Below are 23,894 nucleotides of genomic sequence, written 5' to 3'. Positions count from 1 at the left end.
CTTTTAAAGTAATCCAATCCAATGTAGAAGGATTCCAACAACGATAATTCCTAGGGTTAGTTTGGTAATGCTAACTTTTCTTTTCATTAATCCATATATGACAAATGTAGCAATCAAAGGCAGCATATTCGGTAATATTTGATCCAAGATATCTTGAAGAACTACCTTTGCACCGTTAATGTTAAATTCGAGCGGGGTTGTCAGCTTTAACATGGTGGCGACCATTCCTCCAACTACCATTAATCCGACAGTAGTGGTCATCGCCATAATCTTCTCCATTAAACCTTCTTTTTGTATTCTTTCAAGAGAATTTACACCGACACGATATCCCAGTTTTAGTCCAGCAATTCTAATAAAAAGGTGAGGAATATTAAATAAGATTAAAAACAATATAGGTCCGAAAATGTTTCCCTGTGTTGCAAGTGAAACACCAATCCCAGCTGCAATAATTCGAAATGTTCCCCAAAACAGTGAATCACCAATACCTGCCAGCGGACCCATGAGTGATGCTTTAACCGCATTTATTGAATTCGAGTCAAAATTAGAATCGTTTGCATTTTGTTCTTCCATGGCGGCGGATATCCCCATAATCGTTGTTGACACAGCCGGGGTTGTATTGAATATTTCCAAATGCCTGTTTAGGGCTTTTACCTGGTCATCGTGATTGTCGTATAATTTTTTGATAACCGGAATCATAGCAAAGGCATAGCCTAAATTTTGCATCCGTTCATAGTTAAAGGCTCCTTGAAGGGCAAAGGATCTCCAAAATACTTGGCGCAATTCTTTATTAGTTATTTTTTTGGGACTACTCAAAGTCGATCTCCCCCTCCGTTAAGTTATTAATGTTAGCTTTTTGGTCATTACCATGATTATTATTGTTATTGTTAATAACGAGATTAACAATTATAGCTATACATGCTCCAAATAACGCAATGGCTGTGATATTAATATCTAAGAAGGAGGCTGCTAAAAACCCGAGGAAAAAGTAAACACCCATCTTTTTAGAAAACAGCATATCGAGCAGTAAAGCGAATCCAACTGCAGGTAATAAATTCCCAGCAACCTCTAACCCTCCCAGAATCGTTTTAGGGACTGATTCAATTAAATTTTTCACTTGTTCTGCCCCTAAAATAATCGCTAAGACAGTTGGAATAAATACGCTTAGGAAAAACAAAATTGGAGGAATCCACATCATTATTGTTACGCCTCGGAAATCTGCCTTTGCCGCATATTTGTCAGCCTTATGCATAAAGTAAGTATTAATAATTCTGACCAGTACACCTAGTGACTGAGCTAATACAGCAATCGGAACAGCCAGTACTAGTGCTACCTCCACACCTTGGCCAGAAATAATTGCAAAAGCAGTTCCTAGCACCCCGCCTGTTACAATGTCCGGAGGTGTAGCTGCGCCTATTCCGGCAATACCCATCCAGATTAATTCAAGCTGTGCCCCGATGATGACACCCTGCTGGACATCTCCTAAAACCAAACCCACTAAGAGGCCTAAAACCAAAGGACGCTCTAACATCAGTACCCCAAAAATCCGACTATCCAAAATTCCAATTCCAGCAATAATTCCTAACATAATTGCTTGTGCTGCCATCAAAAACCCCCCTTTTAGTCTTTTAAATCATATCCTTTAGCCCCTTTTTCTTATCACGGGGCAACATTCTAAATTCAAGTTCTATTCCCATTTCTTCCATTTCCTTTAAATTCGCAAGATCCTGGTCATCAACAGCTACCAAGTCTGTTAACTTTCTTTTTCCTTCCGAATAGCGTAATCCGCCAACATTTACTTCTTTGATAACCCCTCCTGAATTTCTTGCTAGTTCAACAGCATCATTTGTATTCTTTACAAGAACCAAAACCTTACTTTTTTGTGATTGTGAAAACTTTTGGACAATCTCACCGGATTCTTGAACCCCTCGAATATACAGTTTTACGCTGGACGGCTTGGCCAGATTAAGTGCCATCGCTTTCATTTGGTCATTTTTGGCTTCATCATTAACTACAAGTATGACATTAACCCCCAGGGCAGAGGTCCAGCCATATGCTACTTGACCGTGAATTAAGCGATCGTCAATCCTAAATAATGAAATCATCACACATACTTCCTTTCTGGGATTTTAGTAAGTTATTAATATGAATAATTCCATTTTGTGCTGCGCTTACGCCTTCGGAAATTGTATCAGTAACGCTTGTTTCCTCGCCTGTCAAAATCATAGTAAGTATCATCGGCAAATTTAAGCCGGTAATTAGGTCAAAATCATCCATTTCAAGCAGCAGTTCGGTACAAATATTTGTAACACTGCCGCCAAACACATCCGTTAATACAATAAAATGCTCATCCTCCTTCTTGCCGCCTAATATCTCTTTCAATTCCTTTTTCGCCATATCGCCAGACTTTAGTTTTGTCATCCCAAAATAGGAAACATTCGTTTGCTTTCCAGCAATCAGTTCTACTGTTTCGATAAATGCTTGGGATAACTCCCCATGAGTGGCGATTAAAAAGTGTTTCATGATCTATCCCCCTTATTTTTTTCATTTTTTATAATGCAAAAAGCATGCCAACTAGTGACATGCTTGAAAAATATTTATATATTTCATACTAATTCTTTCTGGGTCAATACTTTAGGCTCGATAATATTGTAGATATAACCGATCTCTGCCAGTGTCATTTGCACACTATAATGATCTTCCAACACACTAAAAGCATTTTTTATCCATTTGATTTCCTTAGTGTGATTATTTTTAAATTTATCTAAATTAGGGTATTCCGTGATCGGTGCTTTTCTTATTAATCGCTCAATCATACAGCTTACATGGACAAATAAAGCTATCTTTTTGTCATTTGGAAGCTTCTGTCTCATCTGTTTTTCTATTTGAATAATTCCCTGCTCTACTTTATGAATAATTTTTTCTGTATCAAGAATAGTCAAGGAATCAATAACCCTGCTAAGGGAAAAGTTCATAATAATTCTATCGTTTACTTGACGAATAATCTCAGAGTCAGCAATTTTATCGAATATTCGAAACACATCACCTTCACCTTTACCAGAAATAATATCCTCTAATGAAATAAAATTAACTTCCTCTATCTCTGGATTTGCTGTTCCCACAATAGCTAGTACATCATAAATTCTTAAAGGCGCCTCGTTCATTCCGTTTTGTTTAAGCCGGTCAAAATCATGAGCTATCACTTTAATGTCTAATAAATCCCCAATACTTTCCGAAAGAAGCTGCTGAATCTGTGTAGCCGTTCCAATTCCAGTAAAGCAAGACGTTATAATAGCGTATTCCTTCCCATATGTGGGATAGTATAGATTTATATTAGGTTGTACTGATTTTTGAAGAGGTTCTACCATTTCCTCTACGGTCCTTCCCTGTATTACATAATTTCCAATCTCTAACGCAGCTGGGGTCGAAACCTGGTCTACACAAAGAAGTGGACCATCAATCTCACCTTTTATATGATCATGGATTAAACTCAATGTGCCCATGTCGACGAGAACAACTAAGCCAGTTGAAGTATCCTGTTCCTCCATATATTGCAGCATTTTCACTGTAATGTCACGGACGGTAGCCTCTACAGGCATGTCAATGGAATCAAAGACATTTACTCCCAAAAGACGATTACATACATTTGCAATGCTGCTAGCTGTGGCATATCCATGGGCAATAATCATGGCTTTAACTCGGTTATGGAATTGCTTTATTTTTGCCTTACATAAGAATAATGTCATCATGACAAAATCTTCGAGATTTAAATGAATGTCCATCCGTTTTTCAATAAATACCTTCAACTTAGAAACAATTGAATATTCCATTTTATAATGATCTTTTATGAATTGAAGCATGCGTTGAGATAGAACCTGTTCCTGTTTCGAAAATTGAAAAGGATAAGCTTTAAAAAATAAATAGGATGATAATGTATAAACACTGTTGCCATCATATTTCACATAATAATTCAATTCCAGATATCTAAAGATATCCTGCATAGTTGAAAGAATAATCTCCATCATTATATTATTTGATTCATTAGGGCGTTCAAATATTAACCTATCCATCATAGCTGTTATCTCATCTGTACATTTCTCTATAAATGCAGATTCAACGAAGTGATCATTCTCGAACTTCAAGAAATAGTTTAAGCAATTCTGATAGGTTTGTTCAATAAGTGTAATTTTCATTTCATTTACATGATTAAAAGACTGCTTACTATTAGGTGAGAAGAGCACACTGCCATCTTTAGCAGAGTAATTATTAAAAAGATTCGGGGAATTTTTAAAAATTTGCTTTGGCAAGTCCTGTAGGGTTACAAAAATTTTATCCATTGTTTTCGACTTCTTAGAGAAAGCAAAGCCGCAAGCATATTTAATTGTATTCTTACATTCACCGATATTGCCGCTATAATGATATTTGTTTAAAATATCAACAGTCTTATTTGTTACCTCGATTGGCAGGCCAAGTAACTTACTTTCTTCCATAAAAAAGTGGTGAATAAATTGTTTTTTTTCATCTGGCCCCCGTTCCTCAAGACTAGGGATATTTACTTTAATTGGTATTCTTCTTAAAAAAGTCTCTAAAAAAACGGACAGGCTTTCTGTAGTCGCGAACACCAATCGAACCTTGGACTTTCTAACAACACTCGTTTCACCTAACCTTGTGAATATTCCTTGGTCCATAAAGGTAAATAGCTTCTCCTGTCCTTCTTTATTTAAACGATGGACCTCGTCCAAAAACAATATCCCATTATTTGCTTGTTCAATCAGACCAACCTGGTCCTTCAAGGCGCCTGTAAAAGCCCCCTTTGAATGCCCAAATAGATAGCTTGATAATAGTTCGGGATTATTTGCATACTGGGCGCAATTAAAAACAAAAAAAGGAGCCTGATCCGAAATGATTTTTTTCGCCCTTGAATAATCATAAATAAGTTTTGCGAAGAAAGTCTTCCCTACACCAGTTGGACCTAGTAGAAGTAATGGCAATCCCATATTTGGGTAATAAATGGCTGTTTTGACTTGTTCAATGGCTTCTTTCAAACTCTTCTCATATCCAATCAGCCTTTTAAAAATTTCCTCCGAGTCGGGAATAAGCTCTTTCTCTATCGATTCCAAACTATCATAAACAGTATGCTGCAAACTCCCATATTGTTTTTCTAGCGTTTGTCTGTGTAAAAAACAAACAGGGCGAGTATTAATTTTTAATAAAGTCCCTTCTTTAGCTAGCTCATTTAATAATCTGCTTGCTCTCGTACGATCTATTGCAAAATGAACTGCTATTGCTTCTGTTTGAAATGTTTTAAGGCAACTGCTATCTTTAAAGGAAAACCTGCGAGTAACTTCTGTCAAATATACTGTAATCTCATTTTTCATTTCTTTTCCTCCCTCCATTACTTTTCATAATATTTTGTATTTTTTTAATATCCTTAATTTAATCTATTTTTATTAGCTATTCTATAGTTTTTATTTCCAATTTGTCTAGGAACAGATTAGTTAAATTCAATGCCATACAATTGATTTAACACTCTAACATCTCAACTTTCCTAATACCACTCATCGCGTGAATCCGCCAACTTACAAATGAAAGCATATATAATCTAAGTAAGTTAACTTTAGCTGTATAAACATTAGAACTCGGTTCCCATTCAAGACCTAAAAAATTTTTTGTCAAACGTATTTTAACTATAAGTTAATAGAGAACCTATGTGCCGAAACATATAAACACTTGCTTCTATTACTATAAATGTCTATACCATGTGGTTATCATATATTTCCTCTCTTATTCACGATAGAACAGGGCGCACGAACGTCCCAGCCGTCATCGGAAACCCTTTACTTGTGTAATTTGTCCCTAAAGAAAATGAGATATTAAGGTAAAATGAAGATACTTAAAATAATAACAAACTCGTATAGAGGATTAAGAACTAGTAAACATGACAATATATAGAAAAAGAAGCTGATCATCTACGAATAGTAGGTATCAGCTTCTTTTTATTGAGAAATTACAGACATAGATCAGTTTTATTCCCCTTTAAATACAATCTTCCCATCAACTATCGTGTAAACAATAGAGGTTTCAGATATATTTTTTGGTTCAATATTGGTCAGATCCTCTCCAAGAACAACCATATCCGCTTTCTTCCCAGCTTTAAGTGAGCCTAAGTCATTTTCGCGATATATTTGATACGCAACATTCTTTGTGTATGACTGCAGCATTTCCTTTACAGTAAGAGCTTGATCAAGGTTGCGAACCAAATCAGTATCTTGCTCTTCTGGATAAGGACTATTTCTTGTAGCTCCTGTTTCTATTGCGTTCAATGGGCGATAATCAGGGGTAGGCGGATAATCGCTGCTGCTGGCAATCGTTACTCCGGCATCCCACATTTCTCTAGCCGGATACATGGCTAATGCACGTTTCTCCCCTATCATGGCCTTTTCCAAGTCATAGTACTGATCTTTGTAAAACCAAAAAGGCTGCAAGCTCGCAATAACACCTAAATTCGCCATACGGGAGATGTCACTATCCTGAATCGCACTGATATGAGTAATCGTGTGGCGGGAATTGTGCTCTTCATTTTCTTTCTTTGCCAATTCCAGGGCATCAAGGCCCATTTTAACTGCCCCATCGCCGATTGCGTGAATGTGTACTTGTATATCTTCCTTATCTAGCTTTGAGACCATCTTATTAAAAGTATCCTCTTTCCAATTCGCATCACCGTGGTGGTGGGATCCCATTCCGGCATTCTTGGTATATGGTTCAACAAAGAGGGCTGTTTTCCCTTCAGTCACTCCATCAGCAAATAATTTTACGGTGTTCACTGAAAGCCAATCTGAATTGTACTTTTTACCAGCATCCTGTATTTTCGCAACCGCTTCTTCCGGTTGAGTTTCCGGTCCAAATACAATTGCATTGGCGACCCGCATGGTCAGCTTCCCCTCTTTTTCTAATTCATTCAGTACTTTTAAACTTCTATCACCGCCTGACATATTCATGACTCCTGTCATACCAAAGCTATGCATTTCTTTTTGAAATTCTAATATTGCCTCTTTATATTGTTCATCCGTTAAGTTAGACAGCGCCTGGACATCTGCGAGCAAATCCATTGCTCCTTCCCGCAGCACACCCCGGGGAGAACCGTCAGGATTACGCTCAATCATACCACCCTTAGGAACCACTGTATCCTTGGTAATTCCGGCAATCTCCAGCGCTTTTGAATTTACCCATACTGAGTGTTTGTCGATAGAGTAAAGCATAACAGGTATATCCGAAACAACTGCATCCAAATCCTCTTTCTTAGGGCCTGGGTTGGTACCATCCGCCTGTTCATACGGACCGTTCACCCATCCATCCCCAGTAATGATTTTGGCCTTAGGATTTTTCTCCCTAAAATCAGCGACTGCTTGGACATATTCTTCATGGCTTTCAAGCTCTGCTAGATATACTTCAAAAAGCTTGGAGGTCCATAAACCTGGCGGGTGAGTATGACCATCCATAAAACCAGGAGATACCATCTTTCCTTCCAGATCAATTACCTCAGTATCCTCCCCCACATATTTTTCCGCGTCAGAACTGCTTCCTACAAACTGGATTTCTCCATCTTTAATTGCAACTGCTTCAGCAAGCGGCTGATCTTCTTCCATGGTGTAAACTTTCCCATTTTTAAGTACAAGTGAGGCATGATCATGAGATGCCTCCACGTCCTTTTTATCAGAAGAATTTGTGTCCTTTTTGGCGGTTACATCTGATTTTTCAGTACAGGCACCAAGTATGAGCATTAATGGAATAAGGATGAAAATCAAAAACCACAACTTGTTACGCAATCTATTATTCATCGACATTTCACTCCTTATTGTTTAGGGATGTTTCAGACACACTACTATAAAAAAATCAAAACGTTGATGCTACATCTCTAACTCTTCAAAGTCGATCTTTGGGGGTTCTTTACTAAAGAAGCCGGTTGATATAATTAAATAAACGATACCGAGTAAAGTCCATATTAATCCTGCAATAATGGACATAAAATCCAGGCTGCTCCATAGGTATATAATGAAACCAAGTCCAACCAGGGGGACGATCAAGTTTCCAAAGGTGAATCCAATCGTACGTTTTGTATTGGTTTTAAAATAATTTGCAATCACACAAATATTAACAAAGCTAAATGCCGTAAATGCCCCTACATTTATAAGTGATGTTGCCATTGTTAAATCCAGAAAAAGAGAGGAAAGCGCCAGAAGCCCAATAAATAGAATATTTGGGACCGGTGTATTTAAATTAGGATGAAGATACCCAAAGAACCCTTTAGGTAAAACGTTATCTCTGCCCATAGCATATAACAGCCTTGATGCACTTACTTGAGCTGCTAAGCCGGAAGCAAATACTGAAAATAATGCGCCAGCTGTGAAAATAGATAAGAAAAGGTTTCCTCCAATGGTATAGGCGATCTCTGGAGAGGCTCCTTCGATATCATTAAACACAGATACATCAGGAAAAAGGGACTGCATAAAGAAAGTTACCGTAAAGAAGAAGATTCCCCCTATTGAAGCTACTAAAATAATCGCCCTTGGGATTGTCTTTTTCGGTTCAATCGTCTCCTCCGAAAGTGTAGTGATTGCATCAAAGCCGATAAAGGATAAAGCCAGAAGTGCAGCACCGGCAAATAGACCGGAAATTCCCATACTGGACGGAAATAATTCACTAATAGAAATTAAAGATTCGGGTCCTTTAATAATTGATCTTACATTAAGGTAAATGAAGAGGACTCCGACAATAAACTGGAAAGCAACGAGCAGCATATTTAATGAAGCTGCCAGCTTTACTCCAAAAATATTTAAAATACTAATGACAAGAATTAACCCTACAATCCAAATCCAATCGGGAACCTCTGGTAAGGCAGCAGATAAATAGATTTTGGCCAATAAGGCATTGATCATTGGCAAAGCTAAATAAGCAAGAAAAGTGATCCAGCCAGCGATTATTCCCAAATATGGGTTCAAAATATTTTTTGTATAAGTATAAACTGAACCTGCCGTTGGGTATTTCTTAACTAACTTTCCATAGCTCAAAGCCGTAAAAAGGATTGCAGTAAAAACGATAATATATGCTGCCGGCACATGCCCTGAGGATACATCCGAAGCAATTCCGAAAGTATCAAATACAGCAAATGGAGACATATAAGCAATTCCAATTGCGACAACATGCTTTAATTTCAACCTTCGCTGAAGTTGATTCGTATCATCCATATAAACACCCTTTCCCTCTATATTGAATCCGCTTTCATTTCGAGAAGAATTTTACCTAACAGCCTTCGATTAACATTCTATTTATTGAAGGCCATTAAGTAAGGCTAATTACTCTAAGTTAACCCATACACTCTTTACTTCCGTGTAGCTATTTAATGCATATGACCCCATCTCGCGGCCAAATCCGGATTCTTTATATCCTCCAAAAGGTGCAGCTGCGTTGGTGATATTATAGCAATTAACCCACACAGTACCAGCCTTTAATTTTCTTGAAATAGTATGGGCATGTTTTAAATTTTCCGTCCACAATCCTGCTGCCAATCCGTATGGGCTGCAGTTGGCGCGTTCTACAACTTCATCGATACTCTTATATGGCATCGCAGCTGCAACTGGACCGAAAATCTCTTCTCTGGCTATAGACATTTCATCCTGTACATCAGCAAATACGGTTGGCTGAACAAAATAGCCTTTGTCTAAGCTTTTTCCGCCTATTAGAAGATTTGCACCTTCTTTTATCCCCTTTTCTATATAGGATGCTACAATTTCCTGCTGTCTTTTAGAGACGAGTGGACCCATTTCTGTTGACTCATCCAAACCATTACCCAGTTTTACCTTTTCTGCATAATCTACCAGTCTATCCATTACCTGGTTATAAAGATGATCTGGTATAAACACTCTTGAGCCCGCGCAGCATACTTGACCTTGATTTGCCATAATCCCGGAAAATACACCTGGTATCGCTTTATCCAGATCCGCATCAGGCAAAATAATATTTGGTGATTTGCCTCCAAGCTCCAAGGTTACTCGTTTCATCGTGTTTGCAGCTTCTTTCATAATGGCTCGACCAACAGGTGTTGAACCAGTGAAAGCAATTTTATTTACCTTTGGATGTTTAACAAGCGCATTTCCGGCTATTTTTCCATAGCCATTAAGAATGTTGACAACCCCTTTTGGGAAACCTGCTTCCTCTATTAACTTAGCTAAATATAAAGCTGATAAAGGTGTTTGTTCTGCAGGTTTTAATATAATAGTACAGCCTGTTGCAAGAGCGGGAGCTATTTTCCATAGGGCCATCATGATGGGAAAATTCCACGGAATAATCTGCCCAACCACACCGACTGGCTCATGGTGAGTATAGTTTAAATGAGTTGTTGAAATAGGAATGGTCTGTCCAGTCATCTTTGTCGTCCAGCCTGCAAAATATCTTAGCTGTTCGATTGCATTAGGGAGATCGCCAGTTAACATTTCTTTAATGGGCTTCCCATTGTCTAATGTATCAAGCTCTGCCAGCACCTGCATGTCCCGTTCCATTAAATCAGCCAGTTTATGCATGAGCTTAGATCTTTCTGCAGAGGAAATATTCGGCCAGGGTCCCTCTTCAAATGCCCTTGAAGCCGCTTCGGCAGCTAAATGAACATCCTTTTCTGACGCAGCATATACAATAGCTAACTCTTCTCCTGTAGCAGGATTTATCGTTTGAATTGTATCTCCTTCAATGGACTCAACCCATTCTCCATTGATAAATAGTTTTTTTGGTTCTTTTAAAAATTCTATCACTTTGGGGTGCAATTCCACCGTATTGCCAACCATCCGGATCTTCCTCCTTGCTTACTCAAATTATTTTGTGACCTTTTTTGAAAAGGCTGCTAAAGAATCATCTACAATATGGATAATTCGTTCCAACTCATTATCACTAGTGATAAAAGGAGGAGCAATCGCAACAATGTTCATCCCTGGTTCAAAATCAAATGGCCTAATCAATAAGCCCCTTTGATATGCTTCATCTACCACACTAACCGATGCTTTTACAGATTCATCAAAAGGAATATTTTGATCTGGATCCTTCATTAAATCAAAACCAGCCAATAAACCCTTCACTCTTGACCCTGATACAAATTCATATTTGTCTTCTAAATAAAGAAGCCCCTTCTCTAATCGTTCTCCCAATATCCGGGCTTTTTCAATAAGACCATCTCGTTCTAAAATTTCAATATTTTTTAATCCCACTGCACAAGCTGTCGGATGCCCGCTGTAAGTGAATCCATGCGCAAGCATGCCGTCATATGATGTAAAGGCATCTCTGATTTTTTCTCTCATGACCACACCGCCAAGTTGAATGTACCCGCTGGTTATCCCCTTTGCGATTGACATAAAGTCCGGAACAACATCCCAATGATCTACCCCGAACATTTTTCCTGTACGTCCAAAACCACAGATAACCTCGTCTGCTATAAGGTGGATATCAAACTCATCACATAATTTTCTAACAGCCTGAAGATAGCCATCAGGAGGAATATGGACTCCGCCAGCTCCTTGGATTGGCTCTACAATAACAGCTGCAACCTTATCTTTTCCTAATTTTTCAATGATGCTTCTAATACATCCCTCATACTCTGGATGGTTCGTGTCACCAAGTTCACACTCTGTTAAATGAGCTTTTGCATTCACGATATCCGGGTCAGTAGATCCCGAGAATTCACGGTAAACCTCTATACCAGTTGCCCTTTGTGCAGAAACTGTTACACCGTGATACCCTCTCTTTAATGAAATAATCGTTCTTTTTTCGGTGTATCCCTGCAATTGCCAATAAAACCTGGATAATTTAAAGGCCGTATCATTTGATTCCGATCCACCGGAAGTGAAGAAAACGGTATTTAAATCTCCCGGTGTTAATGAAGCAATTTTTTCAGCCAAGCGAACAGTTGGTTCATTTGCATAGCCATAAAATGCCGAAGCATACGCAACATTTACCATCTGATTATAGGCAGCTTCAGCCATTTCCTTATTTCCATGCCCTAAATTTACATTCCACAGCATGGAAACTCCATCAATATATTTTTTGCCGCTCATGTCATGGAGATAAATTCCCTCTCCACCTGTAAAAATAAGTTTTGGGCCTGTTTGCGCCTGTAATTTTGGATTCGTAGATGGATGAAGGAGATGCCTGCGATCTAAAGCGGAAAGTTCACTTGCCAGCAATTCGTTTTTTCCATTCATAATTGTTTGATTTTGGTTCATTTTCAAACATGCCTCCAGTTAAAATAGTTTTAAAAAGCCAATTAAATAAATAAAAGTTAATGAGCCCTTGCAAGCTTTAGAATCGTGTTCAGAAGGACATTTGCACCCTTCTCAATGTCGTCCTCTAAAGTCAATTCTTTTTCATTATGGCTAATCCCGTTAATACTGGGTAAAAAAATCATCCCGGTGTCGGCCATTTTACTTATATATTTTGCATCATGTCCTGGACCGCTAAATAATCTTAAAGTGGAATATCCCAACACGCCTGCAGCTTCACTAATTGCATCCATAACTTCGGAGGAAAATAGCACAGCATCCGAATTCCAATCTGTTGAAATCGTAACTTCAACATTATTCATTACCGCAATTGTGCCTAACTGCTCTCTTAGTCTATCAATTGTACCAGCTCTAATCTCATCATCCTTGTGCCGCACGTCAATCATGAACTCTACTTCACCAGGTATAACATTCGTAATATTCGGTTTGACATTAAGTTTTCCTACTGTCGTTTTCAAACCTTCTATTTCATTTGTTATTTCATATACTTTGGTAACCATTTTAGCTGAAGGTGCCAAGGCATCCTTTCGGTCTTCCATCGGAGTAGGCCCAGCGTGATTTGTCTCTCCTACTACCTTTACATTCAGCCAGCTTATTCCTTGAATTCCTTCGACAATTCCAATTAACTTGTTGTTTTTTTCAAGAATGGGACCTTGTTCCACATGGAGCTCGATAAAGTATTTTATATCTCTTAATCTGTGCTTTTCGTCTCCCATGTATTGAATTTTTTTTAATGCCTCCTGGAACGAAATGTTCTCATTATCCTTTGTGTTATAGATAAAGTCTGTTGTAAATTCACCTGCAACACCGCCTGATCCAAGCATCGGAGGCTCAAAACGGGCACCTTCTTCATTAGTAAAATTAACAATTTCAATTGGATAATCAGTTTCAATATTATTTTCGTTTAATGTACGGACGACCTCCAAGGCGGTTAAAACACCCAGGATTCCGTCAAACCTTCCGCCGCAGGGCTGTGTATCTAAATGAGATCCAATTGCAACAGCTGGACTATCATTAAACTTTCCTTTTCTCCTTCCGTAAATATTTCCAAGGTCGTCAACTCGTACGTCCAGCTTCTCTTCCTGCAGCCATTTAACAAATATATTTCTCATCTTTTTATCTTCTTCTGTTAAAGCCAGCCGATTTAATCCTCCATTTTCTAACGCTCCAATGGAAGAACTTACATTAATCGTATCAAGCAGGCGTTTTCTATTAACCATGAGTTTCGTAGTTTCCATTTACTTACCTCCTCAACTATTTTTAATGCAATTTTTATGCCAAAGTGAAAATCATCCTAAATATCAATATTTATTTGACTATTAATCTGAAAATTAATAATATAGTAATTATTTCGAACCAATTCCGGTTCATTTTGAATCGAAAACGAATCAAACTCTATCGATCATACTTTGGGGGCTTAATATGAGCAAAAAGTTTTTTGAAGATAAACATTTTCATCATATGTTTAATCATTTAAAAGATGGGATTTTTATAGCTGACCATAATGGCATCGCTCTATGGATTAATGACACTAGTTCAAAGCAAATGGGAGCACCGCGCTCTAAGGTTATCGGAAGAAGTGTATCTGATCTTGAAAAAGACGGCTTATTCACCCCGTCCATTACAAATATTGTGTTAGAAAAAAGAGAGACCGTGACAAAGGTTCAAACCTCTAAAGGGCGACAATACTTAGCAACTGGCTATTTTGTTGAAATAAAAGAAGATAAGACCCAGTATGTCCTGGTCAATGTTAAGGATATAACGGATACTGTCAGGTCCTCCCTTCAGCTGGAAAAAGCGGAAATACTTCTCCAAAAGTATTGGGATGAACTCCAGGAAATGAAGGTCAAGGAATCAGAAAAGAAAAACAATCACATCATTATTGGCAATAGCAAAAAACATGAGGAAATTTTGGATTTAATCGGGAGAATTGCATCATTAGACGTAACCATCCTCTTAACCGGAGAGACTGGGGTCGGGAAAAGCATGATTGCATCAATGATTCACAGAAGGAGCAACCGAACCGATAAACCGTTTATTCAAATAAATTGTGGAGCAATTCCTGAAACTCTGCTGGAATCAGAATTATTTGGATACAAGAAAGGAGCATTCACCGGAGCAAACAATAGCGGGAAAATCGGATTAGTTGAGAAGGCAAATGGAGGTACCCTTTTTCTTGACGAAATCGGGGAACTGCCTTTAACTCTGCAGCCCAAGCTTCTTCAATTGGTTCAGGAAAAGTCATTTTTTCCTATTGGTTCCACCGAATTAAAACAGGTAGATGTACGGATTATTACCGCTACCCATCAAAGCCTTCTGGAAATGGTCCAAGAAAAGCGATTCAGAGAGGATTTATATTATAGATTGAACGTTGTTTCAATTCAAATCCCGGCGCTAAGAGAAAGAAAGGATGATATTATTCCTCTTGTTTTTCATTACCTTGAACTTTTCAAAACAAAATATCGAAAGTCCACTGTCTTAGGAAAAGAGCTGGTTGATTATCTGCAGAATTATAGCTGGCCTGGTAATATTCGTGAATTAGAGAACATGATCGAACGTTTAGTTGTCACTGCAAAGTCAGAAATAATTGATAAAAGCGACTTATCGGAAAAGGTATTAAGAGAGGTTCAGAAGAAGGAAAGTGCGTTTCCTCCCAAACTAAATGGCCAAAGTCTTCCTAGTTATATCGAGGAAATTGAAAAAAAGCTGATTATTGATGCCCAAAAAGAACATAACTCCACCAGGAAAGCCGCCAAAGCACTTGGAATAACACAATCCTCCTTGATAAGAAGACTGCAAAAATATAATTTATAAGTTACATAAACTAAAACATGAATTGATTCGAAATCGGTTCATTTATTCGAAAAACAAATTTACCAAAGGCTTAGAAAACGAAAAAAATTGGATATAAGCATTTAAAATTCTCTTCTTAATCTTGGCATGGAACTTGCAACAGAAACCTAGTAAATACAGTTTAAGGAGGGAGTTTTTTAAAGCATCGCTGCTTTCTTTATATAAAGGCTCTGTCAATAATTACGATGAATTACTGAGTTTAGGGGGATAAAACATGGTATTAACAATGAATGGAACACCAAAAAAAGACGGTTTTAGAATGCCGGGAGAATTTGAAAAACATAAGGGGACCTGGATGCTTTGGCCAGTCAGAACGGATACGTGGAGAGCTGGAGCTAAGCCTGCTCAAAGGGTATATGTCGAAGTTGCAAAAGCGATTGCCCAATTTGAACCTGTTACCATGTGTGTAAGACCGGAACAATTCGAAAATGCCCGCGCCCTTTTACCTGAACATATCCGCGTAATTGAAATTTCCTCTAACGATGCCTGGATGAGAGATATTGGTCCAACCTTTGTGAAAAATGATCAAGGTGAGGTGCGCGGGATTGACTGGGGGTTTAATGCCTGGGGAGGAATTGAAGAGGGTTTATATTTCCCTTGGGATTTAGATCTCCAAGTAAAACGAAAAGTATTAGAGATCGAGCATATAAGCCGGTACGATGCAACAGAATTTGTTTTAGAAGGCGGCGCTATAACCGTGGATGGTGAAGGCACGCTAATTACTACCGAACAGTGTGTTTTAAATAAAAACCGAAATAAAAATTTAACAAAAGAAGAGGTAGAAGAAAGACTTTCTGAATTCCTGAATGTAGAAAAGATCATCTGGTTAAAGGATGGGCTGGTCGGAGATGAAACAGATGGGCATGTGGACGAGGTTTTATTTTTTGTTAAGCCTGGTGAAATTGCCATGAGCTGGACAGATGACCCGATTCATCCTCAGTATGAAGTGCTTCAGGATGCATACGAACGGCTGAAGGATGCAACAGATGCAAAAGGCAGAAAACTAAAAATACACAAAATACAAATGCCGAAACAAATAACATTAAGCGAAGCTGAAAGTTTTGAAATTGATTACTCCAGACATAGTTACGAACGGTCAACACACGTGACCTTTATTTCTACTTATATCAATTGTTATTTATGTAACGGTGGAGTTATTTTGCCAACATTTAATGATCCCCAGGATGAGCATGCTGTCGCCGCTTTTCAAAGAATGTTCCCGGACCGGCAAATTGTTACGGTTAACACTCGTGAGGTGTCAGTTGGCGGAGGAAACATTCATTGCATCACTCAGCAGCAGCCGTGGCCATAAGAAAAGCTAAAGCGTCATAGAACTAAGCATTTTTAATACTCGTGAAAACTTATACTCTTATTTTTAAAAAAACTCGAGCTGAATTTTAATTCAGCTCTTTTTTTGTGTGTTCCCCGGAAAAAATGGCTTACATATAATATTTGGCACAATCCTTGCATTGTAATTAGATGTAAGAAGAAAGCCATTATGTTCTTTTTAGAAACTTAAATTTAAAGTATGAGGTGAGAATGATAATGATCGCAAATGAACTTACTTATCAAGAATTGGCGGAATTGGACAAAAAGCATTTCATGCATCCTACATCCCCTATTCAACAACAGCAGGAAAATGGCCCTGCCTATATTTTTACAAAAGGAGACGGCATATATCTCGAAGATGTTCATGGGAAAAAGGTTATTGATGGAATGTCCTCTCTTTGGAATGTAAATATTGGACATGGGCGAAAAGAGCTGGGTATTGCTGCCATGGAACAAATGAATAAGCTGGCTTTTAGCTCCTGCTTCGCGACATTTAGCAATGAACCAGCTATTCGATTAGCTGCTAAAATAGCAGAGGTCACACCTGGGGATTTAAATGCCACCTTTTTTACTTCTGGGGGATCAGAGGCCAATGATACCGCTTATAAGTTAGCAAGACATTATTGGATTTTAAAAGGGCAGCCTGAGAAAAAGAAAATAATTTCCCGAATAAAGTCCTACCATGGGGTTGCAATGGGGGCAACCAGCGCAACAGGCCTAAAGCCTTTCAGGGATTTCACTAATTCCTTGGCACCGGATTTTTATCATACGGATAATTTTTCGGCAAAAGCGTTTGAAGAAGCCGTAATATCTGAAGGACCTGATACAATTGCTGCCTTTATTGCAGAGCCCGTACAAGGAGCTGGAGGAGTTCATATTGCTCCTGAGGAGTATTTTAAAAATGTAAGAAATATTTGTGATAAATACAATATTCTTTTTATCACGGATGAAGTCATTACCGGATTTGGGCGGACAGGAAAATACTTTGGAATTGAGCATTATGGTGTTGCCCCCGATTTAATGTGTTTTGCAAAAGGAGTCACTAGTGGATATGCACAGCTTGGCGGAGTGGTCCTCTCTGAAAAGATATATGAAGATTTTAAACGATTATCAACTGGCACACTCCTGCATGGCTATACTTATAGCGGTCATCCAATGGCATGCGCAGTAGCACTGAAGAATATTGAAATAATTGAAAATGAAAACTTAATTGAGAACGCCAAAAATATGGGTGCAGAAATGCTCAAGGGCTTTAGATGGATCCAAGGAGAGAGAGAGATTGTTAAAAATGTCAGGGCGTTAGGGCTTATGGGAGCTATTGAATTAAATAGCCAACAATCGGCAGCGGGACCCCTAGCCCCTCTGATTGTCAATGAGGCAGCCAAACAGGGACTCATTTGCCGATCTGTTGTATTCGATAAGATGGATATACTTGTATTGGCCCCCCCTCTTTCAATTAATAAGCAGGAGATTGATCGTTTAGTAGAAATTATCCATCATGCCATCTATCAAATAGAGCAAAAAGTGTAGACTTTTATTTCAGAACTGGACTTTTTTAAAAAGTAATTAATCTTGTTCAAAAATTTGGAGGTTATATGCTTATGAAAAAATATCACCTGTTTATCAATGGAGAGTGGGCAAAAGCAAAACATTATAACCCCCTATTCTCTCCTTATAGCAAAGAACTGATCGCAGAAATCCCAAGTGCAACAGTGGAAGAAGTCAATTCCGCTATAGAAGCTGCATACAAGGCGAGAACGATTATGTCTGAAATGCCAAGCCATCAGCGGGCAAAAATCCTTGAAAACCTCGCAGGCCTATTTGAAGCGCACTTTGATCAAGCTGCTGAAATTCTTTCTTTAGAGGCGGCGAAGCCGCTAAAAACCGCTAAAGGAGAAGTGGCAAGAACGATTCAAACTTACAAATTTGCTGCTGAGGAAGCTAAAAGAATTAGCGGAGAAACAATCCCGCTGGATGCAGCTCCAGGCGGTGAAGGGAGATTCGCTTACACTGTAAAAGAACCACTTGGAGTTATCGGAGCCATTACTCCTTTTAACTTTCCGATGAATCTCGTTGCCCATAAGGTTGGACCTGCAATTGCCGCTGGAAATACAGTCGTATTAAAGCCAGCAGGCCAGACGCCCATTTCGGCCTATTTTCTTGCTGAACTTATGCAAAAAGCCGGGCTGCCGCCAGGTGCTTTGAATGTAGTAACAGGAAGTGGCCCGGTCATAGGTGAAAAGCTGATATCAGATGATCGAGTGAAGAAAATTACTTTTACGGGCAGCCCCGAGGTCGGAATCGGCATCAGGAATAAAGCGGGATTAAAACATGTCACACTAGAACTGGGATCTAACGCTGCACTCATTGTAGATAAAAATATTGATATCGACAAAATCATTAAGCGCTGTGTAGAAGGAGCCTTCAGTTATCAGGGTCAGGTTTGTATTTCCCTTCAGAGAATTTATGTCCATAAGGATAGCTACACCAGCTTCGTTGAAAAATTTGTTAAAGCAGCACAACAATTGAAAGCTGGAGATCCTTTAAATCCTGACACAGATGTTTCTGCTTTAATTAATCCTAAGGAAGTGGAAAGAACCCTTGAATGGATTTCAGAGGCAAAACAAAATGGGGCAATCGTTGCTGCAGGCGGAGCCAGTGAAGGTAATATCCTCCTCCCTACTGTTTTACTAGGTGTGAATCCAACATCTAAGGTGTCATGTCAGGAGGTTTTCGCTCCAATTGTTTTAATAAACAAGGTCAACTCTGTTGAGGAAGCGATTGATTTTGTTAATGATTCCCGTTATGGGCTGCAGGCTGGCATTTATACAGATAATATTCACACTGCTTTACAGGCATCAAAGAAATTGCATGTTGGCGGAGTCCTCATTAATGATATACCCACCTTCCGTGTTGACCACATGCCTTATGGCGGTGTAAAAGAAAGCGGCATTGGACGTGAAGGGATTAAATATGCCATCGAGGAAATGACTGAGCTCAAGCTAGTAATCTTTAATAATAATGATTAATGGAGGTTATTTAAATGATTATTGGAGTACCGAGGGAAATTAAAAATAATGAGAATCGGGTAGCTCTAACCCCAGCCGGTGCTATGAGCCTGGTTAATGCTGGACATACGGTAGTGATCGAGAGTGGAGCGGGACTTGGGAGTGGATTTAGGGACGAGTTCTATCAAGAGGTTGGTGCCTCTATTGAATCAGCCGCAGCGAAGGTTTGGGCAAATGCAGAAATGATTATGAAGGTCAAGGAACCTATTTCAAGTGAATACAAGTATTTCCGAAAAGGCCTTATTTTATTTACTTACCTGCATTTAGCAGCAGAACCTGAACTGACAAGAGCACTGGTGGAAAATGAAGTAACAGCTATCGCATATGAAACAGTACAAGCAGGAAATACGCTGCCGCTGCTTACTCCAATGAGTGAAGTAGCTGGAAGAATGTCCGCCCAAATTGGTGCACAGCTTCTAGAGAAAACGAAAGGCGGGAAAGGAATTCTTCTTTCTGGTGTACCAGGCGTTAAGAGAGGAAAGGTTACCGTCATTGGCGGTGGCGTTGCAGGAACAAATGCTGCAAAAATCGCAATGGGTCTGGGTGCTGATGTAACAATCATCGATTTAAGCCCAGATCGCTTGCGCCAAATCGATGATATTTTTGGCAGCCAAATCCAAACACTTATGTCTAATCCTTTTAACATTGCCAAGGCGGTTGCAGATTCCGATTTAGTGATTGGAGCTGTACTCATCCCAGGCTCGAAGGCACCGAAACTAGTGACGGAAGAAATGATTAAATCAATGGAGGTAGGATCTGTAGTTGTTGATGTCGCCGTTGACCAAGGAGGTATTATTGAGACAGCTGACAGAGTCACTACTCATGATAACCCAACATATATTAAGCATGGTGTTATCCATTATGCTGTGGCAAACATGCCGGGAGCTGTTCCGCAAACATCAACTATCGCCCTTACAAATGTGACAGTTCCATACGCGCTGCAAATTGCCAATAAAGGTGTAAAGAAAGCATTGATTGAAAATCCAGCTCTTGCAGCAGGACTGAACACCATTAATGGTGAAGTCACCTATAAAGCTGTAGCAAACGATCTCGGCTATGAATATGTCCAACCGATGAAAATATTAGCCAAAGAGGAAGTTAATAATTAGGAAGCCGCTTAATCCATTTAGATTTGTTCCATTTTTTTAAACATTAGCCTGGCATATAAGTCAGGCTCTCTTAATGTTTGGCGGATGAACGCTGACAAAATGTCTGCATTCCCGTTTTCCGCCATTTTCATCTTAGAAGATATTCCTTTTCTCGGAGAAACACTATCTTCTCTTCCTCTTCTATTAAACAGTATTAGCTCCATCACCATTAATAAGTATGGACTCTTCTAAAAACTATCTAAAGAAGTTCTTTTTTCTCATGTTTTTATTTTAGTACAATCGTTAGTTTTAAAAAAACCTGCCCCTTTAGCCGAATAAGAAAAAAGAGCTGCCGATCCACACTGAATCTCCAACTCTTGCACCTGTTATTCTAAGCTCCATTTCTTCACCAACTTATCATCAATTAACCTTATTAAAAACTTTTTATAGTGCAAAGCTTATTAACCATCCCCAAAATTTTTCAACGCTGCCTAAAACTAAATATCCCCCACTTTATCAATCATTTTAATCGAAAGATAAACACTAACGAATCCTAATAGACAAAGCACTGCATTAACAAGGGCAGGGTCAAGAGTGATATTAATAAGAGAGGAAAAGTTTTGAAACTGCATTAGGAATATGGCACAAATAACGGTTGGAATCGTTGCCCTTTTCCAAATACCAAAGAAGAAGAGCGGAATTAAACTAATTAGGGCAGTTATAAATGAATGAACAATCATTTTACTAAAATAGGCTGCGAAATCTGCAGCAGTTGGCTGCCCATTAATGATATCAAAAACCTGATCGATCAAATAGGTTGCCAAGCCGGTCAATACAAAGGATACAAGCGTACAAAGGAAAACAGCCAGCGAGATAAAAAGAATTTTCGCCATAACCAGCTTTTTCCGGCTTATTGGATAGCCAAACGAAAGAGATATGGTTTTATTCTTATATTCCTCAATGAAAACCTGATTGATAAGAGATGCTCCAAATAGGACAAATCCCAGCTGAATCGACACGATCAGCTGAATAACAACGGAATAATTCTGCCCAAAATCTGCCATTACCATCTTAATAAAAAACACTGGCAAAAACATAAGAATGCCTAGGTAAATAATCATCTCACCAATAACCATCTTTTGTTTTAATTTTCTCCATTCCAATTCCATCAATTTAAACAATTATTTCACCTCCATGAATTTGACGATAAAAATAGTCTTCCAGTGTGCTTGTATGTTTTTGTATTTCCTCTAGCTCAATATCATGCAGAATTAAGATTTTTGTAATCTCACTTTGAGACTGGGTTACATCATAAATCCGAACTCTCCTGTCACCTACAATCTTCATATTGGATATGCGGAGTTCATGTTCAAGCAAATACGCTGTTCTATCGGCGTCTGGTGTGACAATTTCAATATAATCCGCTCTTTGCTTCCTAATCTCTGCTAAGCTCACTTCATTCACCAGTTTTCCATTTTGAATCACACCAACCCGATCAACAATCTGTTCAATTTCTCCTAAAATATGACTGGACAGAAGAAAGGTAATCCCATATTCCTTGTTCAGCATCCGAATTAAATCACGCATATCTTTAATGCCAATTGGATCCAGACCGTTTGTCGGTTCATCCAAAATAATCAGCTCAGGCTTGGTGATAATGGCTCTTACAATCCCAAGGCGCTGTTTCATCCCAAGGGAAAAATCCTTAACCACTTTATCTTCAATTCCTTTTAAATGGACCAATTCCAAAGCTTGTGTAATAGCCTTTTTATCATAATAACCTAAATATTCACAGTGAAGCTCCAGATTCTCCATTGCTGTTAAATGCTCGAAAAAAATGGGATATTCAATTATACTCCCTACTCGTTTTAAGCCTGACTTATTGGTTTCTGTGAGTTTTTTTCCAAACAATAAAATTTCTCCCTTAGAAGGAATAAGCAATCCTGTGAGCATTTTCATGATCGTTGTTTTTCCAGCACCATTCTGACCAAGAAATCCATATATCTCCCCTTTTTTGATATGAAGGTTTACATTCGATACGAGTGTTATACCTTTCACGGTTTTCGTTAATCCATTTGTTTGAACAACGTAATCCATCATTTAGACCTCCTTTATTACTTTTATCTTAATCAGAGATACTGACTTTTTTCTTTCTCATTTCTTACATGTTTCTTAAGTTGGAATTTTTTACATCATCCAGAGGCAAGTATGTACCAAGATAGCGTGGCTATCTAATCATGTCACCAAAAAATAGGCAAAAGTAAAAAAGAGCCGTTCCAGCAGAACACCTCTTTCAAGCAATCTTAATATATCATTTGTTTAAAGATACATATGAAAGCCGTTTTCTCAAAGGGTTTGCTTCTTAAGTGTATCGAACCATTCATTGCTTCTGTTAAACGCTTCGAGATGCTTAAGCCTAGACCGCTTCCTTGAAATTGTGGATTTCTGGCATCATCCAGTGTATAAAGCCTGTCAAATACACGATCCTGATGCACCTCTGCAATCCCTTTTCCTTTATCCCAAATCTCTACAGCAATGGACCCTTTATCTTCTCGAAGTGTTAAACCAAATACTCCCCCATCACTTCCATACCGTATAGAATTAGAAATTAAATTGCTGAGTATTCGATTTAAAGCATGCTCATTGCCGAGGATGTAAAAATTCCGGTCCGGGATATCAATTTCTACCTGAAGACCCTTTGAAAGGAGCAAATCATAATAATCCAAAACATTCTTCCTGCAAATCTCATTAAGAGATATCTTGCTTAATGGAATCATATAATCATCGGATTCTATTTTGACAAGGTCAAAAAATTGATTAAGTAATGAGATTAACCCCACTACTTTTTCATGAAGCCGTAAAATGGCCTTTTCCTTCTCATCCTCACTTAACTTATCATCCAGCTTAAGTTTCTCCACATAACCTAAAATAACTGTTAGTGGTGTCTTCAAATCATGTGACATGTTGGATATCATCTTCCTTAAGCTGTCTTTTGTACTTGCGTAATCTGCAAATACCTTTTGGTTGTATGCCAATAGCCGGTTTATTTGAATGAGTAAAAACTGTATGGAATGCTGGTCTGTTTGCAATAACACTTTTTCAGCTGTCTTGTGCTCTATGATTTCTGCTAACTTTTCACTTATTTCATGTAAATGGTTATTTATTTTTTTTCGGGAAACATACTGGATTATATTCATGACGAGTAAGAAAGTAATCAGCACACTAAGCGCAAGGATCAT

Annotated in this window: 18 protein-coding genes; 5 read left to right on the top strand and 13 right to left on the bottom strand. The window is 38.5% G+C overall.

The annotated features are described in order from the left end of the window. Positions 1-3: 3 nt before the first annotated feature. From MKY20_RS15400 to MKY20_RS15355, 10 genes are all read right to left on the bottom strand, one after another. A complete protein-coding gene (locus tag MKY20_RS15400; protein ID WP_251157052.1) occupies positions 4-813 on the bottom strand; it encodes a PTS system mannose/fructose/sorbose family transporter subunit IID in 810 nt (269 codons plus the stop codon). Continuing rightward, complete coding sequence (locus tag MKY20_RS15395; protein WP_251157082.1) at positions 806-1,603, bottom strand: PTS mannose/fructose/sorbose/N-acetylgalactosamine transporter subunit IIC; 798 nt, start codon at positions 1,601-1,603, stop codon at positions 806-808. The genes MKY20_RS15400 and MKY20_RS15395 overlap by 8 nt, the downstream gene beginning before the upstream one ends. A gap of 22 nt (positions 1,604-1,625) precedes the next feature. Beyond that, positions 1,626-2,102, bottom strand: coding sequence for a PTS sugar transporter subunit IIB (locus MKY20_RS15390; protein WP_341001884.1), 477 nt, complete (start codon positions 2,100-2,102; stop codon positions 1,626-1,628). Then, positions 2,086-2,520 (bottom strand): PTS sugar transporter subunit IIA, encoded by a 435-nt coding sequence (locus MKY20_RS15385; protein ID WP_341001882.1) that lies wholly within the window; start codon positions 2,518-2,520, stop codon positions 2,086-2,088. Before MKY20_RS15385 ends, MKY20_RS15390 begins: the two co-directional genes overlap by 17 nt. 83 nt (positions 2,521-2,603) lie before the next feature. Next, positions 2,604-5,375: a sigma 54-interacting transcriptional regulator gene (locus MKY20_RS15380; RefSeq protein WP_251157049.1), complete on the bottom strand. Its 2,772-nt coding sequence runs from the start codon at positions 5,373-5,375 to the stop codon at positions 2,604-2,606. Between the two features lie 648 nt (positions 5,376-6,023). Next, positions 6,024-7,835 carry an amidohydrolase gene (locus tag MKY20_RS15375; protein ID WP_071158359.1) on the bottom strand — a complete coding sequence of 604 codons (1,812 nt, stop codon included), beginning with the start codon at positions 7,833-7,835 and terminating at the stop codon, positions 6,024-6,026. Between the two features lie 69 nt (positions 7,836-7,904). Further along, a complete protein-coding gene (locus MKY20_RS15370) occupies positions 7,905-9,242 on the bottom strand; it encodes an APC family permease (RefSeq protein ID WP_019383368.1) in 1,338 nt (445 codons plus the stop codon). Between the two features lie 108 nt (positions 9,243-9,350). After that, positions 9,351-10,832: an aldehyde dehydrogenase family protein gene (locus MKY20_RS15365; RefSeq protein WP_071158360.1), complete on the bottom strand. Its 1,482-nt coding sequence runs from the start codon at positions 10,830-10,832 to the stop codon at positions 9,351-9,353. Positions 10,833-10,859: 27 nt separating this feature from the next. Continuing rightward, the gene (locus MKY20_RS15360; RefSeq protein ID WP_071158362.1) at positions 10,860-12,260 is read right to left on the bottom strand and encodes an aminotransferase family protein; all 1,401 of its coding nucleotides are present in this window, start codon (positions 12,258-12,260) and stop codon (positions 10,860-10,862) included. Positions 12,261-12,316: 56 nt separating this feature from the next. Next, entirely contained in the window at positions 12,317-13,555 is a 1,239-nt protein-coding gene (locus MKY20_RS15355) for a M20 family metallo-hydrolase (RefSeq protein ID WP_071158364.1), read from the bottom strand. 184 nt (positions 13,556-13,739) lie between these two features. Between MKY20_RS15355 and MKY20_RS15350 the strand changes: the two genes are divergently transcribed. The 5 genes from MKY20_RS15350 (at position 13,740) to ald (ending at position 20,676) form a co-directional block, all read left to right on the top strand. Continuing rightward, on the top strand, positions 13,740-15,131 hold the full coding sequence (locus tag MKY20_RS15350; RefSeq protein WP_071158365.1) for a sigma-54 interaction domain-containing protein: 1,392 nt from the start codon (positions 13,740-13,742) through the stop codon (positions 15,129-15,131). A gap of 253 nt (positions 15,132-15,384) precedes the next feature. Further along, positions 15,385-16,482 carry an agmatine deiminase gene (gene aguA, locus MKY20_RS15345; protein ID WP_009334078.1) on the top strand — a complete coding sequence of 366 codons (1,098 nt, stop codon included), beginning with the start codon at positions 15,385-15,387 and terminating at the stop codon, positions 16,480-16,482. Positions 16,483-16,715: 233 nt separating this feature from the next. Continuing rightward, positions 16,716-18,029 carry an aminotransferase family protein gene (locus MKY20_RS15340; protein ID WP_251157048.1) on the top strand — a complete coding sequence of 438 codons (1,314 nt, stop codon included), beginning with the start codon at positions 16,716-16,718 and terminating at the stop codon, positions 18,027-18,029. Positions 18,030-18,094: 65 nt separating this feature from the next. After that, positions 18,095-19,528 carry an aldehyde dehydrogenase family protein gene (locus MKY20_RS15335; protein ID WP_341001874.1) on the top strand — a complete coding sequence of 478 codons (1,434 nt, stop codon included), beginning with the start codon at positions 18,095-18,097 and terminating at the stop codon, positions 19,526-19,528. Positions 19,529-19,542: 14 nt separating this feature from the next. Next, a complete protein-coding gene (gene ald, locus MKY20_RS15330) occupies positions 19,543-20,676 on the top strand; it encodes an alanine dehydrogenase (RefSeq protein WP_019383360.1) in 1,134 nt (377 codons plus the stop codon). A gap of 476 nt (positions 20,677-21,152) precedes the next feature. Here ald and MKY20_RS15325 read toward each other — a convergent pair whose 3' ends face one another. From MKY20_RS15325 to MKY20_RS15315, 3 genes are all read right to left on the bottom strand, one after another. Continuing rightward, a complete protein-coding gene (locus tag MKY20_RS15325) occupies positions 21,153-21,836 on the bottom strand; it encodes an ABC transporter permease (protein ID WP_009334073.1) in 684 nt (227 codons plus the stop codon). Further along, positions 21,829-22,752, bottom strand: coding sequence for an ABC transporter ATP-binding protein (locus MKY20_RS15320; protein ID WP_251157081.1), 924 nt, complete (start codon positions 22,750-22,752; stop codon positions 21,829-21,831). Before MKY20_RS15320 ends, MKY20_RS15325 begins: the two co-directional genes overlap by 8 nt. A 206-nt stretch (positions 22,753-22,958) precedes the next feature. Next, entirely contained in the window at positions 22,959-23,894 is a 936-nt protein-coding gene (locus MKY20_RS15315; protein WP_251157046.1) for a sensor histidine kinase, read from the bottom strand.

This window comes from Cytobacillus sp. FSL W8-0315 (genome assembly GCF_038002905.1).
Taxonomy (GTDB): domain Bacteria; phylum Bacillota; class Bacilli; order Bacillales; family Cytobacillaceae; genus Cytobacillus; species Cytobacillus pseudoceanisediminis.
Note: the sequence above shows the minus strand (reverse complement) of the source record. Positions and strands in the feature narration are given on the sequence as shown.

Bases quoted from the DNA above. Each gene is read 5' to 3' on its own strand.
- ald (WP_019383360.1), top strand. From the start codon at position 19,543: ATGATTATTGGAGTACCGAGGGAAATTAAAAATAATGAGAATCGGGTA.
- MKY20_RS15320 (WP_251157081.1), bottom strand. From the start codon at position 22,752: ATGGATTACGTTGTTCAAACAAATGGATTAACGAAAACCGTGAAAGGT.
- MKY20_RS15315 (WP_251157046.1), bottom strand. From the start codon at position 23,894: ATGATCCTTGCGCTTAGTGTGCTGATTACTTTCTTACTCGTCATGAAT.
- MKY20_RS15335 (WP_341001874.1), top strand. From the start codon at position 18,095: ATGCTTATGAAAAAATATCACCTGTTTATCAATGGAGAGTGGGCAAAA.
- aguA (WP_009334078.1), top strand. From the start codon at position 15,385: ATGGTATTAACAATGAATGGAACACCAAAAAAAGACGGTTTTAGAATG.
- MKY20_RS15375 (WP_071158359.1), bottom strand. From the start codon at position 7,835: ATGAATAATAGATTGCGTAACAAGTTGTGGTTTTTGATTTTCATCCTT.
- MKY20_RS15385 (WP_341001882.1), bottom strand. From the start codon at position 2,520: ATGAAACACTTTTTAATCGCCACTCATGGGGAGTTATCCCAAGCATTT.
- MKY20_RS15365 (WP_071158360.1), bottom strand. From the start codon at position 10,832: ATGGTTGGCAATACGGTGGAATTGCACCCCAAAGTGATAGAATTTTTA.
- MKY20_RS15360 (WP_071158362.1), bottom strand. From the start codon at position 12,260: ATGAACCAAAATCAAACAATTATGAATGGAAAAAACGAATTGCTGGCA.
- MKY20_RS15340 (WP_251157048.1), top strand. From the start codon at position 16,716: ATGATCGCAAATGAACTTACTTATCAAGAATTGGCGGAATTGGACAAA.
- MKY20_RS15395 (WP_251157082.1), bottom strand. From the start codon at position 1,603: ATGGCAGCACAAGCAATTATGTTAGGAATTATTGCTGGAATTGGAATT.
- MKY20_RS15350 (WP_071158365.1), top strand. From the start codon at position 13,740: ATGAGCAAAAAGTTTTTTGAAGATAAACATTTTCATCATATGTTTAAT.
- MKY20_RS15390 (WP_341001884.1), bottom strand. From the start codon at position 2,102: ATGATTTCATTATTTAGGATTGACGATCGCTTAATTCACGGTCAAGTA.
- MKY20_RS15370 (WP_019383368.1), bottom strand. From the start codon at position 9,242: ATGGATGATACGAATCAACTTCAGCGAAGGTTGAAATTAAAGCATGTT.
- MKY20_RS15380 (WP_251157049.1), bottom strand. From the start codon at position 5,375: ATGAAAAATGAGATTACAGTATATTTGACAGAAGTTACTCGCAGGTTT.
- MKY20_RS15355 (WP_071158364.1), bottom strand. From the start codon at position 13,555: ATGGAAACTACGAAACTCATGGTTAATAGAAAACGCCTGCTTGATACG.